Below are 21,964 nucleotides of genomic sequence, written 5' to 3'. Positions count from 1 at the left end.
AAATCTTTAAGTAAGCCGGTTAATCCTTATTGAAAAGGAAAACCGGCTTTTTTTATCTAGAAATTGGTTTAGTACGTTTTCCGTGTTTTTCTACAGTACCCTACTACAGAATAGCGCCCGATTGTTGAAGATCGTTATTGAACTAAGCCCCTGTTATCTGAAGTTCATGCATTTACAAAATAGTTATCTCTACTTATATCTCTTTCTAAAAGAGAATAAAAACTAATTTATTGTAGGTAATTATTGACTTATATACATAATTTGAAATTGGTTATATTTCAAAGTCAGTGATTATACTATATTTTTATAATTGTTTCAAAAAAATTAAAGAGCATCACTCTTAAATCTGAATGATGCTCTTATAAAAAAAAACTTACTTTGGTCGGGACTCCTTGTCTTACTAAATATTACTGGCGACTGTTAAATTCATACTTCAACTACTTCTTTACATATATCCTAGCTTGCTGAGAAGACGGCTCAAGATTATCGCCATTTCTGCACGGGTTGTGGTATGATGTGGTCTGAAATTATCTTCATTGTCACCTATCATGATAACGTTGGAATTGATTTTTTGCACTGCCTCAGTAGCCCATTTTGATACATCTTTCGAATCATTGAACTGAATCGAATGGTTTTCAGGAGCATTTGAATCAGTGCTGCTATCATATTCAATCACTCTCGAAAGAATGACCGCAAGTTCTTCCCTTGAAACAAAATCATTCGGTCGGAAACTTCCGTCCTCATACCCGTTCATAAATCCAGCTTCTGTTGCAGAGGTAACCGCCACTTCATACCATTGACCGTCAATATCGGGAAATTCTACGGTATGTGCTGGCACTGGGTTACCTAATGCTCTGACCAATAGAGCTGCGGTCTCTGCACGCGTTAAGTGGGCATTCGGATCGAAGATTCCTTCTCCTTTCCCCTCAAAAATGAGCATAGAAGCCAGTTTCTCTGCTTCTTTTTTTGCCCAGTGTCTTTTCATATCGGCAAAAGTTTTCTGGTTAACAATATTCAAGTACAAGCCGTCACTGCTTACGGGAAGCAACGCATAGACTTGTCTTCCGATATTTTCATAACGGACTGGAACATATTCCAGTCCCTTAAGCTGCTCGTTCCATACAGCAACAATTGTATCTGTGGCGGTATTTGGAACTACAATGCGCCTTTCTACTTTGCTGCCTAATTGTGCTATAGCAATTCCAGCTTCGTCTCCAATGCTCATAATAATCTTAAATTGAATAGGGCCAGACAATAATTTGGCACTTCTAGATTTTAGATCATTTAATAAAGGAACTGAAGCTTCAGTCTCTCCAACGTATATTGAAAAGTTGATTTTTTCGCTGTTTTTCCCTACAAATTGGTTATTTGCAGAAGAAATCAATTCAGAGACAGGCAGTTTCATTATTCCACCAGCCGTTGTTATTTGAAATGCAAACGAAGGATTCAACCTGAGTAATTTGTATGCCGTTTCTCCGCTCACCTCGAAATATCCCTTTTCTGTCTTCTTATCAATTTCAATTAATCCAGACTTCACTTGAGACTGGGTAAGTTTAATTCGTTCCTTTTGATTATTTTGGGTGATAAAATCAATGTAAAAATCCGACTGTAGCTGCTCAGGTTCCTTAGTAGGTTCTTTAATTGGTTCTTTTGGCTGCTCAACATTTGTATTATTCTTTAAAACAATCAAATGAAACTGTCTGTTGTCTGATTCCAGTCCTTTCGTTACCTTAGCTGTTAGAGTAACTGTTTGGTCTCCAGTGGATGGCCGTGAGACCGAACCGTCCGCAGTATTAACCCACTCTGCCCGACTAGAAGTCCATGTAATGGAAGAACCGTTCCTCCCAGCAGTGGGAAGACTCAATCGATTGCGCACGTGCTTCTCGTCATCACCAGCTGTATAACCAATCTCAAGTAACTTTATGTCTCGGGCTACTGCCTCTTTATCCGTCATATTGGCAGCTAAGATTGTTAGGTTATATTGGACTTTATAGGTTGTCTGATTCGCATCAACTTCTGCTTCCAACGTTACGGCCGAGTCGCTAGCCGAGTAATTCGGCCGATGCACGACTCCTGTTGTTGCATCAAGTAAACTGTTGTCCGAAGATTTCCAACGAATCGTACGACCTGCAGTATCTACGTTGGGTAACCCAACATTCGACTATACCGTATCGGCCGTCTCTCCTGTAGCAAACACTGGCTTTGGAGCAGCATAGACGGTTAGCTTGCCTATGTCGTTTATGACCTCGTAATTGGAAAGACGGTTCAATGGATCAAGAAGCTTTGCAGTAATATCATAAACACCTTCAGTGCTATCTTCCCTTGCTGTCGATTCATACTTTGCCGTAATGGAGTCATCAGCAATAGCACCTGTAAGATGACCAGTGAATGAAGGATTTGCTGTACCTACCCAACGTGATACTGAATCCGCCGCAACATGAAGCTCGGCTTTTGTGACCCTTAGCTCCCCTTCCTCAATAACAACATGGTAATTATTTAATTTTCCTTTGGGATCAGATATGGATGGAACGATTGGATACGATCCCACCGGACTTGATTCGGCTGCTGCTGTCGAATAGGACGCCAGAATTCCATCTCCATTCACTAGACCGGTTATTGAACCTGTCAAAGACGGATTGCTTTGTCCATATGCTCGCGATTGATTCGCAACCGTGACGGTTAAAGGCGCTGGTGACACAGTTAAAGTACCAGGCGAGTAAATGATTGTGTACTTCGTTGATGCCAAACCACTGGCAATTATGTCATAATTGCCGATTGGGCTTAAAGTGTCAGCAGACGTCGAATATACCGGTTGCCCGAGTGCAGCAGCCGTGTCCCATGCCATCAGGCCGTTATAGTTCAGTGTGAAATTGCTATTAGATGTTCCATATTGTCTAGTCATATTGTTAGGTGTTGCCGTCAACGGGGCTTTGTTGACCGTAAACGTTGTTGTCTGCTCCGCCGCAGAGTAAGGATAAGAAGCTGGTATCGATACTTTTAGTTCATAGCTTCCCGCAGCTAGTCTAAGTGAATAGGAGCCTGAACCAACACCTGCTGAATCCGTTGTAAGGAATCCTATGATGTTTCCGTCAAGGGAGACATTAACTCTCTTTCCTGCAATAGGCCCATTAGGTGTTATCAGCGTTGCCGATATAATTACCGTTTGGCCGTATGTACCATTTACAGGAGATACTACGAGCGATGTTGTATAATCACTTGGCGATTGTCCAACATAGGTTATAAAGCCAAAGTCATTATTTGACCAATTGTTTTCCGTATAGGCTTGCCCCCCTCCATATACGTCGGAATTATAGACCTTCCACGCTGTTTGCGGTGTATCGCCGATTGAGGAAGTTAACAGCATCGTATATTGAAGTCCCGCTTGTACCTGCGTCGGCTTATCGAATAATACACTCACCCAGCCCCCCGGATTATAGGGGATATCCTTGCTACTAAATGTCGCAGTTGCCAGAGCAGATCCCGAAACACTTTCACCAGAATAAATACTGAGCGTAAAAACAATAGCTGAGCTTCCGTAATCCGCCATATACAGATCGACTTTATTCAAATAACCAGACAAGCCAGCCGTAAAGCTTTGACCATTTCCGTGCGCTCGAAAGATGCCTCCTGGGTCCCCTGCTCCGGATGTTTGGTCAGGCGTATCAGCAGCCGATGCAGATAGTAGACCATTAAGTTGTTCTGGAATGACTACATCTTCCTCTTGACCTGTATAGTCAGTTATCATGACATCCGAATCAATAGGTTTCACAACAAAATAATCATCAGTTGTACCAATTGCATTAGCTGAGATATTTCCCCACGGTAAACCAAGTAGGAATAGTATGATGCAGATGTTAATTATTTTTTTCAATTATAAATCCCCCCTTTATATGTTCTTAGGCTGTTTCTATATATATCTTTATAAAAATACATACATTTTTACTATACTATAGAAAAAAACAGGGTAATACTGAGGAATGTTATTGATTAGAAAATTAACATTCAAAATAAATAGATTTTTGTAGAGCACCTAAAGTAAAATGGACATATTAAGCTATAATTCGTTATTTAACAATCTCTTTCAGATATTCCTTCAATATAATGTAGGAATATAACATTCCCCTTAGATATAACTGATTAAAGTAACCTTCTTCAACTAGCCTATACGTTAGTTTAAGTGAGAAACTTCACAACCTTACTCTATATTTCAACAGAAATATGCAATTCTATTGAAAATGTTCCTTAACAATCTGGCCCTTTCCATGAAGAAAGACGCTTTCCTAATTCAGAAAAGCGCCCGATTGTGGAAGATTGTTATTCAACAAAACCCTGCTTTTGGCAGATGTGTTTTGTTATGGTTTGCCGTTCCCCTAGGTTAGCCCGTGTAAAAGAATAACGGACAATGCTGCTACATTCTATCCCGACTATAAAAAAGGCCAGCCAGTGTTAACCTGGCTAACCTTATATTGCGAATAGGTACATTAATGAGGGAATTGCTCCCGAAAACAAATCTACTTTGAAACTAGAGGATCTCCTAGATAGAAATTATCTAATCATTGTTTCATCAATGTACAATTAAGACAGGACATTTTGATAATTGAGCGACTTTATGGCTGACACTACCAAGCATTAATTCCTTCATTCCACTAAGTCCACGACTGCCAATGATAATAAGTTCCTGTTCATGTTCTTTGGCATATTCTAAAATTTGATGGGAAGGGTCTCCTTTAAGATGGATTGTTTTTATGGACATTCCCCCAGCAGATATTAGTTTGTTTTTGGCCTTTTCCAGTATTCTTATACTCGACTTTTCCAATTCATTCAATACATCCTCCAGATAATCCTCTGGGACATAGGTTAAACCCGTTGTTACATTTTCCTTACTAACATTCACTAGTGTTACATTAGATTTCTCGTTATTGGCAATACTCAACGTTGCCTCTAATACTTTGCTATTCATTTCGGATTCATCTATAGCGACAAGAATTTTATTTAACATATTTATCATCCTTTCATTCCAAAATTATATGTTATATTGTTTGGCTGGACCTATATATCGATCTCTGGCTGCACCAAGACCACACACAAAGAGTAGGACCGATGCACCAACTAATATTAAAAGTGGAATCGTCCAGCTATTAGTTGCATCATGAATAAAACCAAATAGGGTTGGACCAACAGCCGCAAGTAGATATCCAATTGATTGGGCCATACCGGATAATTCCGCAGCCTGTTGCGCATTCCTTGTGCGTAAGCCAAAAAACATCATGGATAGGCTAAATGCGAAGCCTCCTCCTATGCCTAGAGCGATGATCCACAACACGATTAATTTAGAGCTACCGTATAGTAACCCGAACGTCCCGATTAAAAGTAAAATCGATGTAATAGTCACTAACGAACGTTGACCGGACATGCGTCCTGCAATGACAGGGACGATGAACGTAAAAGGAAGAAGAGCTAACAGCATAACAGAAAGCATCAAGCCAGACTGACTCGAATTCAATCCCTGTTGCTTAAGAATTTCTGGCAGCCATGCAACAAGTACATAAAAAATCATGGATTGCAGTCCCATAAACAAGGTTACTTGCCAGGCTAGTGCCGAACCCCACAAATTCACATGACTATCAGCAGTTTTATTGTGAGCTGTATCCCTTTTCTCGTTACGATGTTTCATTTGTGGTAACCAGAATAAAATAGATATAAAGCTTAAAACGCCCCAAATTCCTAATGCACCTTTCCAGCCAAATCCCATTCCAAGAGCAATAGGAACACTTACACCCGACGCCATTGCTCCAAATAAATTCATAGAAATGGAATACACACCCGTCATTAAGCCAATTCGTTCAGGAAATTCACGTTTGATCAGGCCAGGTAACAATACATTACCGACTGAGATAGCCAAACCAAGAACAGCCGTACCGATATATAAAGCTACAACCCCTGAAAGGGAACGTATAATAATACCAACAGTCAGAAGAACAATGGAACCCAAAATAATTCGTTCCACCCCAAGTTTTTGCCCCAATTTAGGTACAATAGGTGAAAAAAGCGCAAAAGCTAATAATGGTAGCGTGGTAACCATTCCTGCCATTGTATTTGAAATATTCATATCATCCTTGATAAGACCAACTATTGGTCCTACTGAGGTCAAAGGGGCCCGTAAGTTAGCAGCAATAAATACAATGCCAACAATCATTAGCCAAACGGCAGATTTACCAACAGTTGAAATGGCTCCTTTATTTTCTTTTTTAATTACTTTGTCCATTGAACTCATCCTATTTCCTCCTAGATTTTTGAAAAACTCATATATTGTAGTTTGTTCATGATGATTTACTTTAAACATGAATAATAAACGAAAAAATAATATTCATAACAAACCACATTCAGTATATTATAATATACAAATAACTTAAGTAATGAATACTATAATGTATTTATTTAGATTTGTCTATTCTTAAATAGCGAGTTGTTTTAAATAAAGTAAAAAAATGCTCCAATCCATTAAGTGGATTGAAGCATTCCTTGCATCAGGTTAAGATAGGAGAAAAGAAATTTAGATTCCGTATTTCAATATGATATGAATAACTACAACATCGTTAGTACGATTGGCATATGAATGTGTGCCATCTGTAGAAAAACTAATCGAATCATATTGATTCAAGATATATGACTCATTATTAACATTAATTGTAATTGTTCCGGACATGATAGTTGCAAGTTCAGTTGTATTATGATGATGTTTTTCCGGATGGTAGGAGCTATTTGGCTGTAAATAAGCACGGTACATTTCCATATCTTTATTTGTATTATTTTGAAAAATAGGCTCAATTACCCAGTCTTTTCCGTCACCAACAAATCTAAGCCCTTCCCCAGCCCGAGACAGATTCACATTGTTTTCAGTTGAGAATAATGCCATAAGTGGTATGGATAAGCTTTTTGAGATTTTCCATAACATCCCTATTGTTGGATTTGTTTCTCCGCGTTCTATATTTCCTAGCGTAAGCTTACTCACACCCGATAATTCTGATAAATCTTCAAGACTTAAACGCTTTTCTTTACGAAGTTTTTTTAGTACTGCTCCTACTTGTAAAACAACTTGTTTTGGATCCTCAGTTTCTAAATTCATTTAAAGCCACCCTTTGCAATATCATGAGAAAATATAAAGTCAATTAATTTTTTTCATATTATAGTTGATAAAATAATAATAAACAAACACAAACCAATTTATATATTATAATATACAAAAAGCCCCTTGCTATGCTTTTCTAACTATTCTACTGTATGGAAGCTGTAATGTAATTGAGATTCGCATCAACGGACCCTAATATACAGGTTTTTATTCAGATAACACACTCTGCATAATCTTGAAAAATACTATTCTAGCCCTGTTTATTGCATTAAAAGCTGTATAAGCAATGTTGAAAGAAAAATCCAAGAAATGTTGGTTTAACAGCATTTCTTGGATTTCGGTCTCTTTCCTAACTTGCATTTGGGAACGTTATTTCTAAATCAAATGCATATTTAATACATAACATTAAGTTACTGTTCGATATTTAGAAATTTATTATCTCTTATAGTATAGGTACCATGTTTCCACTGTTTTGACGGCATATTTATCATTGGCAAATTTGATTAAATAACTACTTATAATATTGATAAACGAACAAAAAGAAAAAGCATGTTTTGAAAAAATTTTGATCAAAATATGCTTTTTCTAAATTCAATTGAATCATCCTTTTATAAAAAAGTTTGATAATTTTTGTGACCCTTGCTCAATTAAAACGCCCGATTGTTTGTCTGGACAACAATTACGATACGTGAGATTTCGCTTTTTTTCTATAGTAAAATTATTGAATTAATAGAAAATCAACCACGAGTTATGGTGAAGAGCCAATTACATACATTTCATACTAGCATAAAACTCCCTGACAGATTGAAATCATCTTACCATCAGGGAGTTCGCACAAAATTGTTTATTTATTTGACACTGTCTTTCTTCCATATGTCATAAAACGCCACACCTTTTCAAATGGCCCCATTTTAAAGAATTTGAACCAGATGACACTAAAGATAATTTGAATGACATAAGTGAGGGGTGCAATGATCACTGCATCAGAAGGAGAAACAACTTCAAGTCCCATTGCAGAAATAATAGCTAAGCCAATAAAGCTTTGAGCTAAATAGTTTGTAAATGCCATTTTCCCAACTCGTCCAATTGGCTTAAGCAGCTTCGCAATTTTCTTATTTTCTAACAAAACAAATAGACAAGCTAAGTAAAAATACGTTGTCGGAATTACCCCTAAACTAATAACGGAATTTAGATTTTCGTATCCACCTTGAGATGCAAACCAAATCCATATTGAAATGCCAACAAAAAGTGGAAACGTCACAAATTGTAGCCACTTTATTTGTTTTGAGTATTCACTTACATGACTAATCCAATCAGCTTTTGCTACTAAAAAACCAGTTAAAAACATGATAAAAATAGTAATTGCATCATTTCCTAATAAACCAAAAACAGTTGAAAAGGCTTCTTGATTTGGCATTAATATTTGTCCAAGAATACACAGGATATGAACAGTAATAATCGCAAATAACCATTTACTAATTGTTGAAATCTTTGCATGATAAAAAGGTATCAGTAAGAAACCTATTACTGCATAAATAGCAAGGATTGATCCCCAGAAAACAAAATAATGAACAATGCCAATTAACAATAAAGCTAGTAAACGTCTTGCAAAACGCCATCTTGGCTTATCGCCACGAGCTTCTGCACGCGAAGCAAAAATATAAAAACCTACACCAAAGAGGAATGAAAAAATCGAAAAGAATTTCTTCTCAATAAAAATACCAATCAGCGTACTAATAATACCATTAATTCCACTATAGTCAGGCATCGGACCTCCCTCTACTAATATCTTGTAGGCTGCTACATTTATAAACAGAATGCCAAATAACGCTAGCCCTCGAATAATATCTAAGGAAACGATTCTTTCTTTTTGAGGTACGGATGAATTCATTCTTAAAAACTCCTTATCTTTCATACTGAGCTATGGCTATCATAACCTCTCATCCTTACAGGAGTTTTTTGAAAAGCTTACAGCAACCTTACATTTATAGAATAGTTTTTTCACTTACAATAGTTTTTAATCCCCTTCTATAAGCAAAAATATCACCAAACGATCTGACCTGTTTGTAGAACAAGAAAAAATCCTGCATATATCAACACAGGATTTTTAATCAAACTTTTTTATAAATGTCGCAACTTTTTTTAAACTTCGCATATTTTTTATAAACATCGTTACTTTATTTCAAATCTACAGCTGAGAAATTGGGCTATTTTATATTTACTTATAGCGCAAGATAACGATTGAAATAGGTGCAAAATAAATCCTAAAGTGACAACACTTTGTTTTGTTCAACTAGAGTCTACTTAAATTGAACATTTTATGAAGTGATAATAAATTTTTTAATAAACAACTATAAATTTGTTAAATATTGTTAAGTATTCTATTTTTTATCCGATTGTTATAGTGTGTAACAAATAATGTAAAAGGGAGATGTTCATAGGAAGAAATATTTACTAGCTGTCGGAATTTTAACAAATGGCTTTTTGGGGCTAAATACAGTGGAAGCTTCAGAAGGATGCGTTTTATCATACAGAAACTTTTAATTTAGACTTAAAAATCTCAAGTGGAACTTCTGCCTTATATAAGTTTAGATCTACTTCACAAAATTCCCCTTGGAGTACCATTGAAAGAACTATAAATATTCCACATTTATAATTTAGGAATCTATTGAAGGGCGGTGTATTTAAAATGGTTTCTATGGAAGATATGAGTACAAGGTTAGCTATCCTTCGAGGAGCTTACGGATATAAAGGTTTTACTGAACAAGTTGGCGAAAATATGTATAAGGTTGATACGAAAGCTTTTCAAGAAACAATAGAAAATGCAAAAGAACCGATTGATCCAAGTAAAGTTTCAAAGTTATCATCCGATCAAATTAAAGTGTTACAAGGTGCTCCAAGTGGTAGTTGGTTGATTCCTTTACTGAATCGAATGGGACAATTAGGGATGATGGATTTACGTGAGGGAATAGTTAACCCTAAATTATTCCAATATACTTCAACAATGGATGCATATAATAGATCCATTTAAGCTAAGTGAAAATAAAAGGCATTAACTTTAAGGATTTTTCCATTCTTGTTAATGCTTTTTTCAATTGTTTTGTAAATGTTGACTTGGAATAAAGATTGATTAAAGCGCAGCTATAAAAGATGATTCTTATAGAAAATCATAGCCCTATTTTGAACAAATATTGATCAAAATAGGGGCTATTTTTTATTATTTTAATCTTAACTTTTTACATAATGGAAACAATAATAACTGTTCATGATTACTTTTGTTTAACCTGCAACTAGATTGATTTGAATCATTGAAAATTTAAATTAATATTGTTTGACAATAAATATTTGATTAAAAAACTAATACTTTTATTTCTCTCTAAATACGTCGCTCTTTCTTCCACTTTGAATAATTCGTTTGATTGATTTAATCGCATCAAAGTGCATGCCTTCATGGTATAAGCAAAAGCTAAGAAATTCTTCTACTGTCGCTAATGTAAGACCTGTGGATGTTGTATAAGGTTGTTCTACAGCTTCTTTGATTCTAAATTTCAATACTTTCTCAATCCTACAAACTTGATTTTCGAGCAATAAGATTAATTCATGAATTGGCGGCACCTCTTCTCCCCAATCGCTTGGTTTAGTACCTGGACTGAATAATTCTGTAAATTGATCAGGTAAGTACATTTCTTCTCCAGTAAAATGAAAGGCGAATTTTTCTTGGACGACATATATATGCCCGAGATTCCATTTTATATTGTTATTAAATCCTTCTGGAATGGAAAGTGATGTTTCATCATTCATGTCTGCCACACGACCAATCGTATTATCCCGAACAAATCTTAATTGTTTAAAGATATAGTTTTCCACTTTATTCCCTCCTGAACATTTTTAATCATATCCAAAATGTAGGATATTCCCGGTTACTGCGCAAATTATTAATAATCAACGCAAAGAAAACTATTATCACCGAGCCGATTAATACTGGTGTAATTAAATAACTCCAACTGTACGCGCCCAGCATAACAACAAGTGGGTCTGCCCCTGCTGGTGGGTGAGTCGTTTTTGTAATCATCATAAATGCAATCGCTAAGCCTACAGCTAAACCAATCTTCCAAGGTTCATTACCCAATAGCTGATATATGGCTAATCCAACGAATGTTGAAACAAAATGCCCCCCAATAATATTTCTCGGCTGTGATAAAGGCGCGTTCCACGCACCAAATGCCAAAACACAGCTAGCACCAAAGGGAGCCATTAACCATTCGGCTGCTGTCATGTTTGTTAAAAGTACCAACACAAAAATGGTTAAAAATCCACCGATTAACCCGGTTATTATGTCCTTTACATCTACCTTTAATGGACTTCTCCCTTTCCCTTTCATTTTAGATAAATAACGTACGTGATATAAATTTACTTCTTCTCGCTTTGCTGTTGTAGCACGATCCATTATTTCCCCTCCTTCAACTTAATTTTCACTTTACATCAATATAACTAACCTGTCAAAACCTATTTTATAGGTTAGTTATATTGTGTGCAAAAAAAACCAACTCTTGAAATAAGTTGGTTCTCATCATTCATCGGATTTACTTTGTTGAAACCGCGCTACTTTTTTTCTGTTTCCGCATATCTTCATTGAACACCACTTGCGTCTTCCACCTTCATCAATAAATAAAAGTACACAATCTGGATTGGAGCATCGTTTGAGGAAGGCAAGTTTATTTTCTCCAATTAAAGTTAATGCATCAAAAGCAATCAACGATAGAAGAACATCCTCTACCTCTCCAACAGGAATGGGAGTCAGTTTTTGATTGATTAATTTATAAGTGAAAGGTGCTTTATCGATCTTTTTTTCTAAAAAATTAATAAATTCATCTTGAATGGGCTCTCCATCTGCTATTGATTCAAAGCTACCTCTTAAAACGGCGCGAATTTCTAACACACATAACAATACCTGTCTGATTCTCTCCTTAACCTTTGCGTATAGCTTATCATCCCAAAAAAAGTTTTCTTTGTTAATTACATAAAGCCAGTCCAAAACATCCCCTTCTGATAACAATAAATCCTGGCGCTGACCACGTCTTACTAGTTCCGTGTTTACCAAATCAAGAGAAAGATGACCTGAAATGAGTGGGAATTTGTTTGTTTCAGTCATTAAGTTTACCTCCCAATTTCCCTTATAATCTAACCAATAAAATAACCGTTGAAAGGTTATATAATCATTATATCTTATTTTAGATTCATATTAGCCAGCAACTTATCAAGTAATGATTTCATCAATCAACATTACTGTAAAATAATTGATTTTATTTTAATTTAAACTACTTTTAAAATACTGCTCCTTTAACTCCTTTCTATTCCTGTTACATTCACTATTCAACAATCTGGCCCTATAACAAAAAGACGTCCAATTTATAAAAAGCTGTATAAACAATATTCAAAGGAAAATCCAAGAAATGATGGTTTAACAGCATTTCTTGGAATTTAAATGAGATGATTTAACTACTTTTTAACATTTCTTATTTTGTATCCAACAAATAAGATTAAAAACCAAACTGGTGCGACATATAGGGCAACACGCATATCTGGAATAAACGCCATTAACACAATAACCATTAATAAGAATGCAATGGCAATATACGTAGAAAGTGGATAAAGCGGAATTTTGAATTTCAGTTCGGCTACTTCCTCTTTCGTTTTTGATTTTCTAAATTTCAATTGTGCTAATAAAATAATCATCCAGCTTGTAATGACTGCAACAGTCGCAACAGCAGAAATATAGATGAACACTTTTTCAGGTACTACATAGTTTAATGCAACCGCAATTAATAACACCGCTGAAGAAAATAAAATCCCTCTATACGGACTACCGTTTTTGCTAACTGTTTTAAAATATTTTGGACCATTTTTTTGTACCGATAAGTTGTGTAGCATACGTCCTGAACCGTATAAACCACTATTAAATGCAGACATGGCTGCTGTAATTACAACAAAGTTAATAATGTGAGCCGCAGCAGGGATGCCGACATAATCGAAAATTTGAACGAACGGGCTACCTTCTGAACCAACTTCGTTCCAAGGATAAATAACCATCATAACGCCTAATGCACCAATGTAGAAAATTAAAATACGCCAAACGATGTTGTTAATAGCTGAAGGAATTGACTTGCTAGGATTTTTTGCTTCTCCTGCAGAAATACCAACTAATTCAACCCCACCGAATGAGAACATAACTAATACTAGTGACATTAAAATACCATGGAAACCGTTTGGCATGAAGCCACCGTGTGCCCATAAATTATCGAAGCCAATTGCTTCACCGTGGTTGCCAACACCGAAGAAAATAATGGCTAATCCTAGAACGATCATACCGATAATGGCAACAACTTTAATCATCGCAAACCAGAATTCGAATTCTCCGTAAGCTTTTACATTTGCTAAGTTTACAAGCGTCATAAAAACAAGTACTACAAGGGCAGTTACCCATTGTGGAATATCAGGGAACCAGTAGTTAATGTATACACCGACTACTGTTAATTCTGCCATGCCAACGACAATCCACATGAACCAATACGTCCAACCAGATAAGAACCCAGCAAAGCGTCCTAAATATTTATTCGCGTACGTACTGAACGAGCCTGATACAGGTTCCTCTACTGCCATTTCGCCTAATGCACGCATAATTGTGAAAATAACTAATCCACCAATTAAATAAGCTAGTAAAATAGATGGCCCAGCCATTTGAATTGTTGAACTAGAGCCATAAAATAAACCGACCCCAATGGATCCGCCAAGTGCAATTAATTGCATGTGACGAGTACTTAATCCACGCTTTAGCTGTGAATCTTGATGATTGTCTTTCATAATGTCCTACTCCTATTACGTTTAGATTTTCAAATACTTTGCTCAAAAAAGGAATAAAAAAAAACGCCCTTTTGGATTAACCAAAAGGACGATTCAACTCGTGTTACCACCTTTAATTTATAAGCAATTCACATTACTTACCTTAAGAAGTACGGTCATTTGACGATACTCTCGCACATGATTACGGGTGCTTACCGGTGTAGCCTACTTAGAATGATCTTTTCGGTACACAGCTCCAAGATGAATTCTCAATCGTTTTACATGCACCTCTCATCAACCGGTAACTTTCTGTTCGTAAAAATAATTGATACTATTTCTTTTCATAGCCTTTGTTCTATACAAATATTTTTGAATTATTTTTCATTTTACAGAAAAAAATAATTTTGTCAATATAATTTTAAAAATTTCTTCATAATCCGCTTAAATCACATATGACATTTTACTAAATAAATATAACTCCTCACTTATAAGCTAAAGGAAATATTTCAACAAATGTTAGTAAAGTTCTTTTCAGAATGTTATTCAACAATCTGGCCCTTGAATGTAGACGCATTCCTTATTAGAGAAATGCGTCTGATTGTGGAAGAACATTGACTTATATTTACTTACTTTCGTTTGAACCAGAGATTTACACTTTCGAAGAACTTTGCACCATTTTCAATCATACCTAAAGCATCATTAACCGAAATTTCATCAGGGTAATACCTTTTAGCACATTCATAAAATTGAATTGCAAATTTTTTCATTTCATCTTCGGGTAATAAGTGTATTGCCTTATTTTTTGGCATCTGCCATATTTCAATGGCATCTTGATGTACTAAAGATAGGACGTGATATATTGTTGGAGAAACTTGTGTATTGAGTAAACGTACAACTCTCGTTAATCTCTCTTTTCCGTGGTCTAATAGTGTAGAAAAATATTTGGGAACAACAGTTAAATCATTTAATGATTGTAATGCCGTTTGCTTCAATTGTTCATTTGATGCTTCCTCTACTGGCAACCTTCCAGCCACAATTTGATAAGCACCAGGAACTGGACCAACAAATCCCTCTGGTAATTTATCTGTTAATGCTTCACATTGAATATAGCTAAATGGTTTTATATCAATTTTGCTTAAGTCTCGATGAATTTTTAGATATAACTCCAAAGGTAGTATACCTTTTTTTTCAAAAGCCGTTTCCTTCAAATAAAGATGAAAATCAATATCGCTTGAACCTGGAATAATGCCACCTTTTACTACGGAACCGTGAACAATTAAACCTATAAAATCCTCTCTTGTATGATATTGATAAATATAAGCAACTTTTTCTACAATTTTTTTTGCTTTTTCTTGTATATTTAGAATATTTGTCGTCATAAATACCTCCTAATCATCCCAAATACATAATATTTCTTTATTTTATAAAATAATTACTTTATCTACTAACCTGCCAATTACTTTAAGTACAATTCCTCACAAACGCTAATTATTCTAATATAAATTTCCAAGTTGACTACAAAGTGTTATTCAATTATCTGGCCCTTTAATGAAAATAAGAGCTAGTCCTTATTACAGAATCATGCCCGATCAATTTTAAGCCTTTTCAACTTCTTTTTCGGTTTTCTAATCATGATTGAAATTTGTTAAGCACCTTTAGCCCAATGTAACAGTCCAATATTCCGATTAGTAAAGCAATGATTATCATACTTATTCCAGTATTATCAACTGTAACAATCGGTTCGAGTAATCCAAAAATAAGTGATAAAAGGATAGGAATAGTTATACTAATCCAAACAATTACGAAAAAAATAGCCATATTAAACCTCTACAAACTTTCCCTTACTTTTGCTTCATTAATTATAAAAGTATATACCCTTTAAATTTAGGAAGACCACCAACTAAGGTAAGAGTTTAGAATAAAGGAATTGAAAAATCTATAGTAATATCCTTATTCTAAATAATGTTGATTAACTGAAACTAAAGTACTATAATTAATTAAAAACTAGAGATAGTTAAAAAGAAGGTGGTAAGCATCTATGAATCAACAGCAGAAAAGTAGTAGAGTCAGAAAAGGAAGTTTAAAAAATCGTATTATTGGAATATCTCTTTTACTGTTTATTTCGATTATCAGCATTAGTTCCTATTTGAATATTAAGACAGTTAAAGAAAATGTTTCAGATGCCTTATTAGAAAAGAGTATTCAGCAGGTGGATGAAATTGCACGTCAAGCGGAAAATATTCTTGTTTCTACATCTAATCCTACAAAGGAATTGCAAAAATTTGTTGAAGACAAAGCAAAACAAAATGGAATAGCTTATGCTGTTGTCATTGATAAAAACGTTACGGCAATTGCTCATAGTGATCAAGAGAAAATAGGTAAAAACTATGAAGATGACCCCTACTCTGTCGATGGAGCAAAGAATGGGAAAACGATGACTAGTAGATTTTATGCGGATGTTCAGAAAAGTTGGACGTTCGATATAATGGTACCGATTTATATAGATGATACGCTTTACGGTTCTATGGATGTAGGCATTTTTGAGGGTGATATTACAAAGGTCACGAATGAAATTTTACTAAAGGAAATGATGACAGTTGGTGTTGGCTGTTTAATCATCATTATTCTAATGATTATTATTTTAAATAAAATGTTCAAACCTTTGTTGTTAGCAGTTGATAAATGCAATGAAATGGGAAAAGGCGAATTCACTGAGTTAATCAACCTAAAGTATACAAGTAGAAATGATGAAGTAGGCAAGCTTACATATGCATTAAATGAGATGCAGAATAATTTTGTTGATTTACTTAATGAAATCAGTCTAACATCGAATAAGGTTACTTCATCATCAGAAGAACTTAAAGATGCAACCGGTATTTCCTTAGAGTCTTCAAAGGATTTATCCTCTGCTGTTGAAGACATAGCTAAGGGAGCTGTGGAACAAGCAAAAGATACCGAATATGGGACTGCGAGTATTGGCGAGCTTGGAGAATTAATTGAAAATAATCAGGATCATTTAAAACAGCTGAATTTATTTGTCGATGAAGTAGGCAATATTAAAGATGAAAGCTTACTCATATTAAAAGAGCTCGTTGCTAAAACAGAAGAAAATAATATTGCAGCAAAAGAAATTTATGATATCATTCTCACGACTAACGAAAGTTCGGGGAAAATTCAAAATGCAAGCCAGATGATAAGAACTATTTCAGAACAGACGAATCTACTAGCCTTAAATGCGGCTATTGAAGCATCTAGAGCCGGCGATGCAGGAAAAGGGTTTGCGGTTGTTGCGGACGAAATACGAAAGTTGGCAGAACAATCCAATCAATTTACGAAGGAAATTTCCACGGTTATAGGAGATTTAACAGGAAAAACTGGACAAGCAGTTCAAACAATGCAAAAAGTGAGCAACCTTGTCAATTCGCAATCTGAAAGTGTTGCAACTACAAATGGCAAATTTGAGGACGTTGCAGTTTCTATTGAAAAAATAAAAACGGTAATTGAGGATTTATATAACTTAGGCAATAATATGGGAGAAAAGAAGGACGAAGTAATAGATATTCTACAAAACTTATCTGCCATATCTGAAGAAAATGCAGCTGGTACGGAAGAAGCAGCCGCATATTTACTGAATCAAACAGACTCCATTTATGAAGTTGCCAATTCCAGTGAAGAATTAGCAAAGTTAGCTAATAAAATGCAGGAAAATGTCTCAAAGTTTAATATTCAATCAAATTCAACGCGATAGATGATCAAAGCTCAATTTCTCTTTTTAATACAGAGAAATTGAGCTTTTTATAATATAGGGAAATGTTAACATTCTACCCCTTCTTCTTTCATTTTGGGTAACCCATATCCCTACCGCTAATTCAATGCGTATTGTTCATAATAAACATCCTATTTCTGATGCTTATTAAATATTCCTCAATAATCATTTGAGCCAGCATACTCAGTTATGTTTAGCTCTTTAGCTTTTTCGGATAGTTGTTCATGATTTTCTTGCCCTAGACAACTACAACACGTTTGTCATAGCATTTAATTAACAAAATTTCGTTATGGTCATTTAATACAATAGCTGGTGCTGATACAATATGTTTTGGAGGTGCCATACCTTAACCCCCATTCTTAAATTTAATTAAAAATAGATTTAGCTATTTAAAAGCTAGAATAGTAAATTCCCATGGTATGTTTTCATTTCTCCAACCACGATGCTCATCAAATTTCATTAATTTGAAACCAGATGTGATGACAGAGTTTATTATCTCACTAAGTGTATATAATCTTATAGACACATCAGGAAAGTCCTCTTGTTCATGCTCATCAAAGAAATGCTTATACGCTAAGTCTCCATTTTGTAATTCCTTGTCAAAATAACCTTGTTGGATTTGATATTGGATTTCAGCGTTAGGACTTTTAACTATACACCTTCTCAACGGATGAAAATCACTTAGAACCATTTCCCCACTATCTTTTAGTAATGAAAACAGAATAGACATGAATTTATCAATATCATCAAAATAGTGCAATATGCCACCTTCTAAATAAATCATGTCAAAATGACTTCTATACTTTTCTAAGTCAATATCATAAATATCAGTGACGATATAATTAATAGAGGTATTTGCATATTCTGCTAATTCTAAGGCATATTTTTGGTTTTCTGTTGAAATATCAAATACTGTTACTTCAGCACCTAATAATGCTAATGGTACTGCTTTTCTGCCATTTGAACCGCAAATATTTGCAATCTTCTTTCCTTCAATATATTCAAAGTATTGTTTGTGCTTTTTAAGACATGCTCTAGGGTTTTCTAATATATGAATAGCCAAATCCTTTGGAGTACCGTTACTTTTGTTCCAAAATTCATATGCTCGATATTCCCAAGCCTTTTTATTTTTTATGCTTTGTTCATTCATCTTCAGTAAGACTCCTCCTCAATAGAACTTGTTAAGCTTTTAATATTCGTTATGGTATTAGATTTCCTGCACCTAAAATGAAAATGGCGCTAATCCTTGTGACAGAAAAGCGCCAGATTGTTGAATAAGCTCCTGCATATGCCCTCGAAATGTACAGTAAATATTTAAATGCACAGTTAAAGATATCTAATTTTAGAAGGCGTATAATTTTAATAGCTCATGTTTACTAGTAGTAGCGTCTATTTTAACAAAATATGGTGATTGCCACTTTTTAGTTGCTATTGCTTGTTTGCTGGTGGGAGTATCCCAACTTGGATAAACCCTAATAGCCATTTTCCCCTTTGTATTAGCAGTTTTAAGGATGTTTTGTTTTAAAAGAACTTCTTTTGGAAAAACAAATTGGCCAAAATCACCATTATTATTAAAAGTGTTTATTACCAGTAAATCAGTGGCATTTTCATATGAGAATGCTTGGTTTTTATTAGCTTCATCCTTTTCCCAAAAGGAAACAAACTGTCCCACCTTGGTAGGTGTTATTTTTGCGACTCTAAATCTAACAGATTTAGAATTTAACTGAAATATCCCAGCGCCATAATCAGAATTTTGAGTTTCCTCTCGGATGTTTTTTATAGTTAAATGATTAGGTTCATAAAGTAATTCATTTACATATGTTAATGTTTTATTAAATTCATTCATAGTTTTACTCCTTATCTTATACTACGAATACCAGTAGATCACCTGCGGACTTGTTACCGTAATTGCTTATTACAAAGCTTTATTTCATTAGTCTCTTCATTTTGATTTACTGCACAATTTTTTCAAGTAAGTAAACAATACCACTTTTGAAAGTGATAACTAAAGAAGTCACAATTTCTTGTACAAGAATTGCGCCCGATTGTTGAATAATGGAAAATGAGAAAGAGCTTTATAAATGGATCCTCAGTTATTGACGTTTGATAATTCTCTCTTTCAACTATCCCTTTTTCGTAAAAAAACGTTTAAATATGCTAAATTCTCCTGTAAAAAAGTTTGATGCTTTTCGATACCTCTTCTTTTACACCAACCAATTGAATTAAACGCATCGGTAAAGCGATAAAACGGTAAAACTTCTTGTAAATCAATAAGTGGACGAATGGACTCATAGCCTTTTTGATACGCATCCCTTGTTCCAGGATATTTCATGAAAATATCACGATTAATTTTTGTAAAGTCCATTTCGGTTGCGCCAATTCGGACACTTTCAAAATCAATGATGCCGGCTACATGATTTTCATGAACTAAAATATTACCTGGTCGAAAATCCATATGTATAAAACTAGGTCCGTCTGGAGATGGAAGTAATTTCAGTTGACGGTCAAAATGCTTCAATGATTGTTCGTATAAACGAGAATCAATCACTTCTTTTACATCTTCTGCAAAGGAATAAAATTGTCGCTTAATAAACTCAGACCATTGACCATATACATTGGAAATGGGACTTTTGAAATCCAGCTCATTAGGAACGATTGCATGCAACATTGCATGGTGTACTCCGATATCGTAAGCTAAAGTTGTATCCACCTTCTCTGTAATCGGCACACCGTTGATTGCGGATAATAATAAAGCACCAGTGATATCCTCATTACCTTCCCAATAGTCTAACATTTCTGGTACAGGTAGCTCATTGCGTAATCGTTTAAGTACAGTATACTCACGTTCAAGTTTTGCTTGGGAATAAGGGATTTTTATATATACCGTACGATGATCAATTAGCTTGATTTTATATACAGTCGAACTAAAAGACTGAGGAACGTTCTCGACTGCTAACACATTCAACTTAAATTTATCTATTACTTGTTGCAATAAATCCAATCGAAAAAACTCCATTTCTGTACCGTTTATCTTCTTCGCAATCTCTAACAATAATAACATATATATTCATTATTTTTGGAAGTCTTACTCCATTAAATGGTCCTTAAATGGAAAAAGGCACACTCCTTATTAAAGAAATGCGCGCGTTAGTTGAATACGAATTGGGACGGGTATCTTTCATTCGTAAAAATCCATTACGAATGCCAGCATCAAATACAACACAATGAAACATTATACATACATTTTATATTATTAAAAAAACCTACTGAATTAATCAGTAGGTTTCAGACTGTCGACAAAAGGAATCGAGAAGTTCACACTCGATTCCTTTTGTCTTTTTTTCTTCTATGAATATGTTTAAAGATGGTGATTTTCTACCCGTTTAAACATACTCTTCAAGCATAAAAACTCTTTTAAGTTGCCTGCCACGTCCAAGTAGCCAGTTTCTTTAAATTCATGGCAGCAAAAGTAAGCATCGCCTGCATGGACAATTTTTTAAGACCTCTTAAGGTTGTCCATCGCATCCCATGCTTTTCCTTCGCATCCGCAAAGACACGTTCAATGGTTTCTTTACGCTTTGCATAGATTTGTTTGATGTCATAGGCATGTCGTAAATGTTCGGCTTCCTCCACATAAGATTCCCAAATATGGCGTTGAATGAGCTTTTGGTGATTCTTACTTTCTGTACATTGTGATAGGCTTGGACACTTAGCACAACTTAAAGGATTCGATTTATATTGACGATATCCTTCCCTCGTCGTTGTCGTATACCTCAATATTTGCCCTTGTGGGCAAAGGTAACAATTATAGTGCTCGTCATACATATACTCATGCTTTCGGAAGAATCCATCTTTGGTTTTAGGACGAGTATATGGTAGAACAGGCAACATTTGATTCTCTAACAAATAGTTCGTAATCGCTGGTGTTTTATAAGCTGCATCTGCTGCAACGGCTAATGGTTTTTGAACGTTTTGAATGACCTTTTCAACAAGTGGCTGTAATACATGGCTATCGTGCACATTTCCCGGAGTCACAATGGCACTTAAGACAAAGCCCTTTTCATCTGTCGCAGCATGGAAGGAATATGCAAACTGCTTGGTACGTTCATCCTTTACATAATACCCACTTTCAGGATCTGTCGTGCTTTCTTTTATTTCTTTCCATTCTTCTTTTTCAAACTTCTCCAAAGGAAAGGGCTTTTTTCCGTGTTCCTCACGATCAATATTTA

The 21,964-nt window shown here is 35.1% G+C and carries 17 protein-coding genes, 1 pseudogene and 1 other annotated feature; of the genes and pseudogenes, 2 read left to right on the top strand and 16 right to left on the bottom strand.

Annotated features, from left to right (window positions below):
- Nucleotides 1–445 precede the first annotated feature (445 nt).
- The 7 genes and pseudogenes from AO843_RS25655 to AO843_RS22375 form a co-directional block, all read right to left on the bottom strand.
- Nucleotides 446–985, bottom strand: a complete 540-nt coding sequence (locus AO843_RS25655) for an S-layer homology domain-containing protein (RefSeq protein WP_369814451.1) — start codon at nt 983–985, stop codon at nt 446–448.
- Between the two features lie 702 nt (nt 986–1,687).
- Nucleotides 1,688–2,146, bottom strand: a pseudogene (locus AO843_RS25650) (immunoglobulin-like domain-containing protein); the annotation flags it as partial.
- Between the two features lie 15 nt (nt 2,147–2,161).
- Complete coding sequence (locus AO843_RS22395; protein WP_156314017.1) at nt 2,162–3,769, bottom strand: MBG domain-containing protein; 1,608 nt, start codon at nt 3,767–3,769, stop codon at nt 2,162–2,164.
- Nucleotides 3,770–4,564: 795 nt separating this feature from the next.
- Nucleotides 4,565–4,999, bottom strand: a complete 435-nt coding sequence (locus tag AO843_RS22390) for a universal stress protein (RefSeq protein ID WP_054613276.1) — start codon at nt 4,997–4,999, stop codon at nt 4,565–4,567.
- Between the two features lie 24 nt (nt 5,000–5,023).
- Nucleotides 5,024–6,274, bottom strand: coding sequence for a CynX/NimT family MFS transporter (locus AO843_RS22385; RefSeq protein WP_054613275.1), 1,251 nt, complete (start codon nt 6,272–6,274; stop codon nt 5,024–5,026).
- A 279-nt stretch (nt 6,275–6,553) separates the two neighbouring features.
- Complete coding sequence (locus tag AO843_RS22380) at nt 6,554–7,126, bottom strand: helix-turn-helix domain-containing protein (RefSeq protein WP_054613274.1); 573 nt, start codon at nt 7,124–7,126, stop codon at nt 6,554–6,556.
- Between the two features lie 847 nt (nt 7,127–7,973).
- Nucleotides 7,974–9,020 (bottom strand): DUF418 domain-containing protein, encoded by a 1,047-nt coding sequence (locus AO843_RS22375; RefSeq protein WP_054613273.1) that lies wholly within the window; start codon nt 9,018–9,020, stop codon nt 7,974–7,976.
- Nucleotides 9,021–9,818: 798 nt separating this feature from the next.
- Between AO843_RS22375 and AO843_RS22370 the strand changes: the two genes are divergently transcribed.
- Nucleotides 9,819–10,160 carry a hypothetical protein gene (locus tag AO843_RS22370; protein WP_054613272.1) on the top strand — a complete coding sequence of 114 codons (342 nt, stop codon included), beginning with the start codon at nt 9,819–9,821 and terminating at the stop codon, nt 10,158–10,160.
- A gap of 335 nt (nt 10,161–10,495) precedes the next feature.
- On the opposite strand, the gene AO843_RS22365 is transcribed toward AO843_RS22370, so the two are convergent.
- From AO843_RS22365 to AO843_RS22345, 5 genes are all read right to left on the bottom strand, one after another.
- Nucleotides 10,496–10,996 (bottom strand): DinB family protein, encoded by a 501-nt coding sequence (locus tag AO843_RS22365; protein WP_054613271.1) that lies wholly within the window; start codon nt 10,994–10,996, stop codon nt 10,496–10,498.
- 25 nt (nt 10,997–11,021) lie between these two features.
- Entirely contained in the window at nt 11,022–11,576 is a 555-nt protein-coding gene (locus tag AO843_RS22360; RefSeq protein ID WP_054613270.1) for an HPP family protein, read from the bottom strand.
- Nucleotides 11,577–11,699: 123 nt separating this feature from the next.
- Nucleotides 11,700–12,281, bottom strand: coding sequence for a CGNR zinc finger domain-containing protein (locus AO843_RS22355; protein ID WP_054613269.1), 582 nt, complete (start codon nt 12,279–12,281; stop codon nt 11,700–11,702).
- Between the two features lie 347 nt (nt 12,282–12,628).
- On the bottom strand, nt 12,629–13,990 hold the full coding sequence (locus AO843_RS22350) for an amino acid permease (RefSeq protein WP_054613268.1): 1,362 nt from the start codon (nt 13,988–13,990) through the stop codon (nt 12,629–12,631).
- 81 nt (nt 13,991–14,071) lie between these two features.
- Nucleotides 14,072–14,323: a binding site (T-box leader), on the bottom strand.
- A gap of 272 nt (nt 14,324–14,595) precedes the next feature.
- Nucleotides 14,596–15,348, bottom strand: a complete 753-nt coding sequence (locus tag AO843_RS22345) for a hypothetical protein (protein WP_054613267.1) — start codon at nt 15,346–15,348, stop codon at nt 14,596–14,598.
- Between the two features lie 659 nt (nt 15,349–16,007).
- Here AO843_RS22345 and AO843_RS22335 point away from each other — a divergent pair.
- A complete protein-coding gene (locus AO843_RS22335) occupies nt 16,008–17,717 on the top strand; it encodes a methyl-accepting chemotaxis protein (RefSeq protein WP_054613265.1) in 1,710 nt (569 codons plus the stop codon).
- Between the two features lie 403 nt (nt 17,718–18,120).
- Here AO843_RS22335 and AO843_RS22330 read toward each other — a convergent pair whose 3' ends face one another.
- From AO843_RS22330 to AO843_RS22315, 4 genes are all read right to left on the bottom strand, one after another.
- Entirely contained in the window at nt 18,121–18,885 is a 765-nt protein-coding gene (locus tag AO843_RS22330; protein WP_054613264.1) for a class I SAM-dependent methyltransferase, read from the bottom strand.
- 192 nt (nt 18,886–19,077) lie between these two features.
- The gene (locus AO843_RS22325) at nt 19,078–19,581 is read right to left on the bottom strand and encodes a MepB family protein (RefSeq protein WP_054613263.1); all 504 of its coding nucleotides are present in this window, start codon (nt 19,579–19,581) and stop codon (nt 19,078–19,080) included.
- A 273-nt stretch (nt 19,582–19,854) separates the two neighbouring features.
- Entirely contained in the window at nt 19,855–20,736 is an 882-nt protein-coding gene (locus tag AO843_RS22320; RefSeq protein ID WP_054613279.1) for a phosphotransferase family protein, read from the bottom strand.
- Between the two features lie 413 nt (nt 20,737–21,149).
- The coding region (locus AO843_RS22315) for an IS1182 family transposase (RefSeq protein WP_156314016.1) at nt 21,150–21,964 on the bottom strand (815 nt) is incomplete at its 5' end.

The organism is Lysinibacillus sp. ZYM-1, from assembly GCF_001308875.1.
In the GTDB taxonomy this organism is placed as follows: domain Bacteria; phylum Bacillota; class Bacilli; order Bacillales_A; family Planococcaceae; genus Lysinibacillus.
Note: the sequence above shows the minus strand (reverse complement) of the source record. Positions and strands in the feature narration are given on the sequence as shown.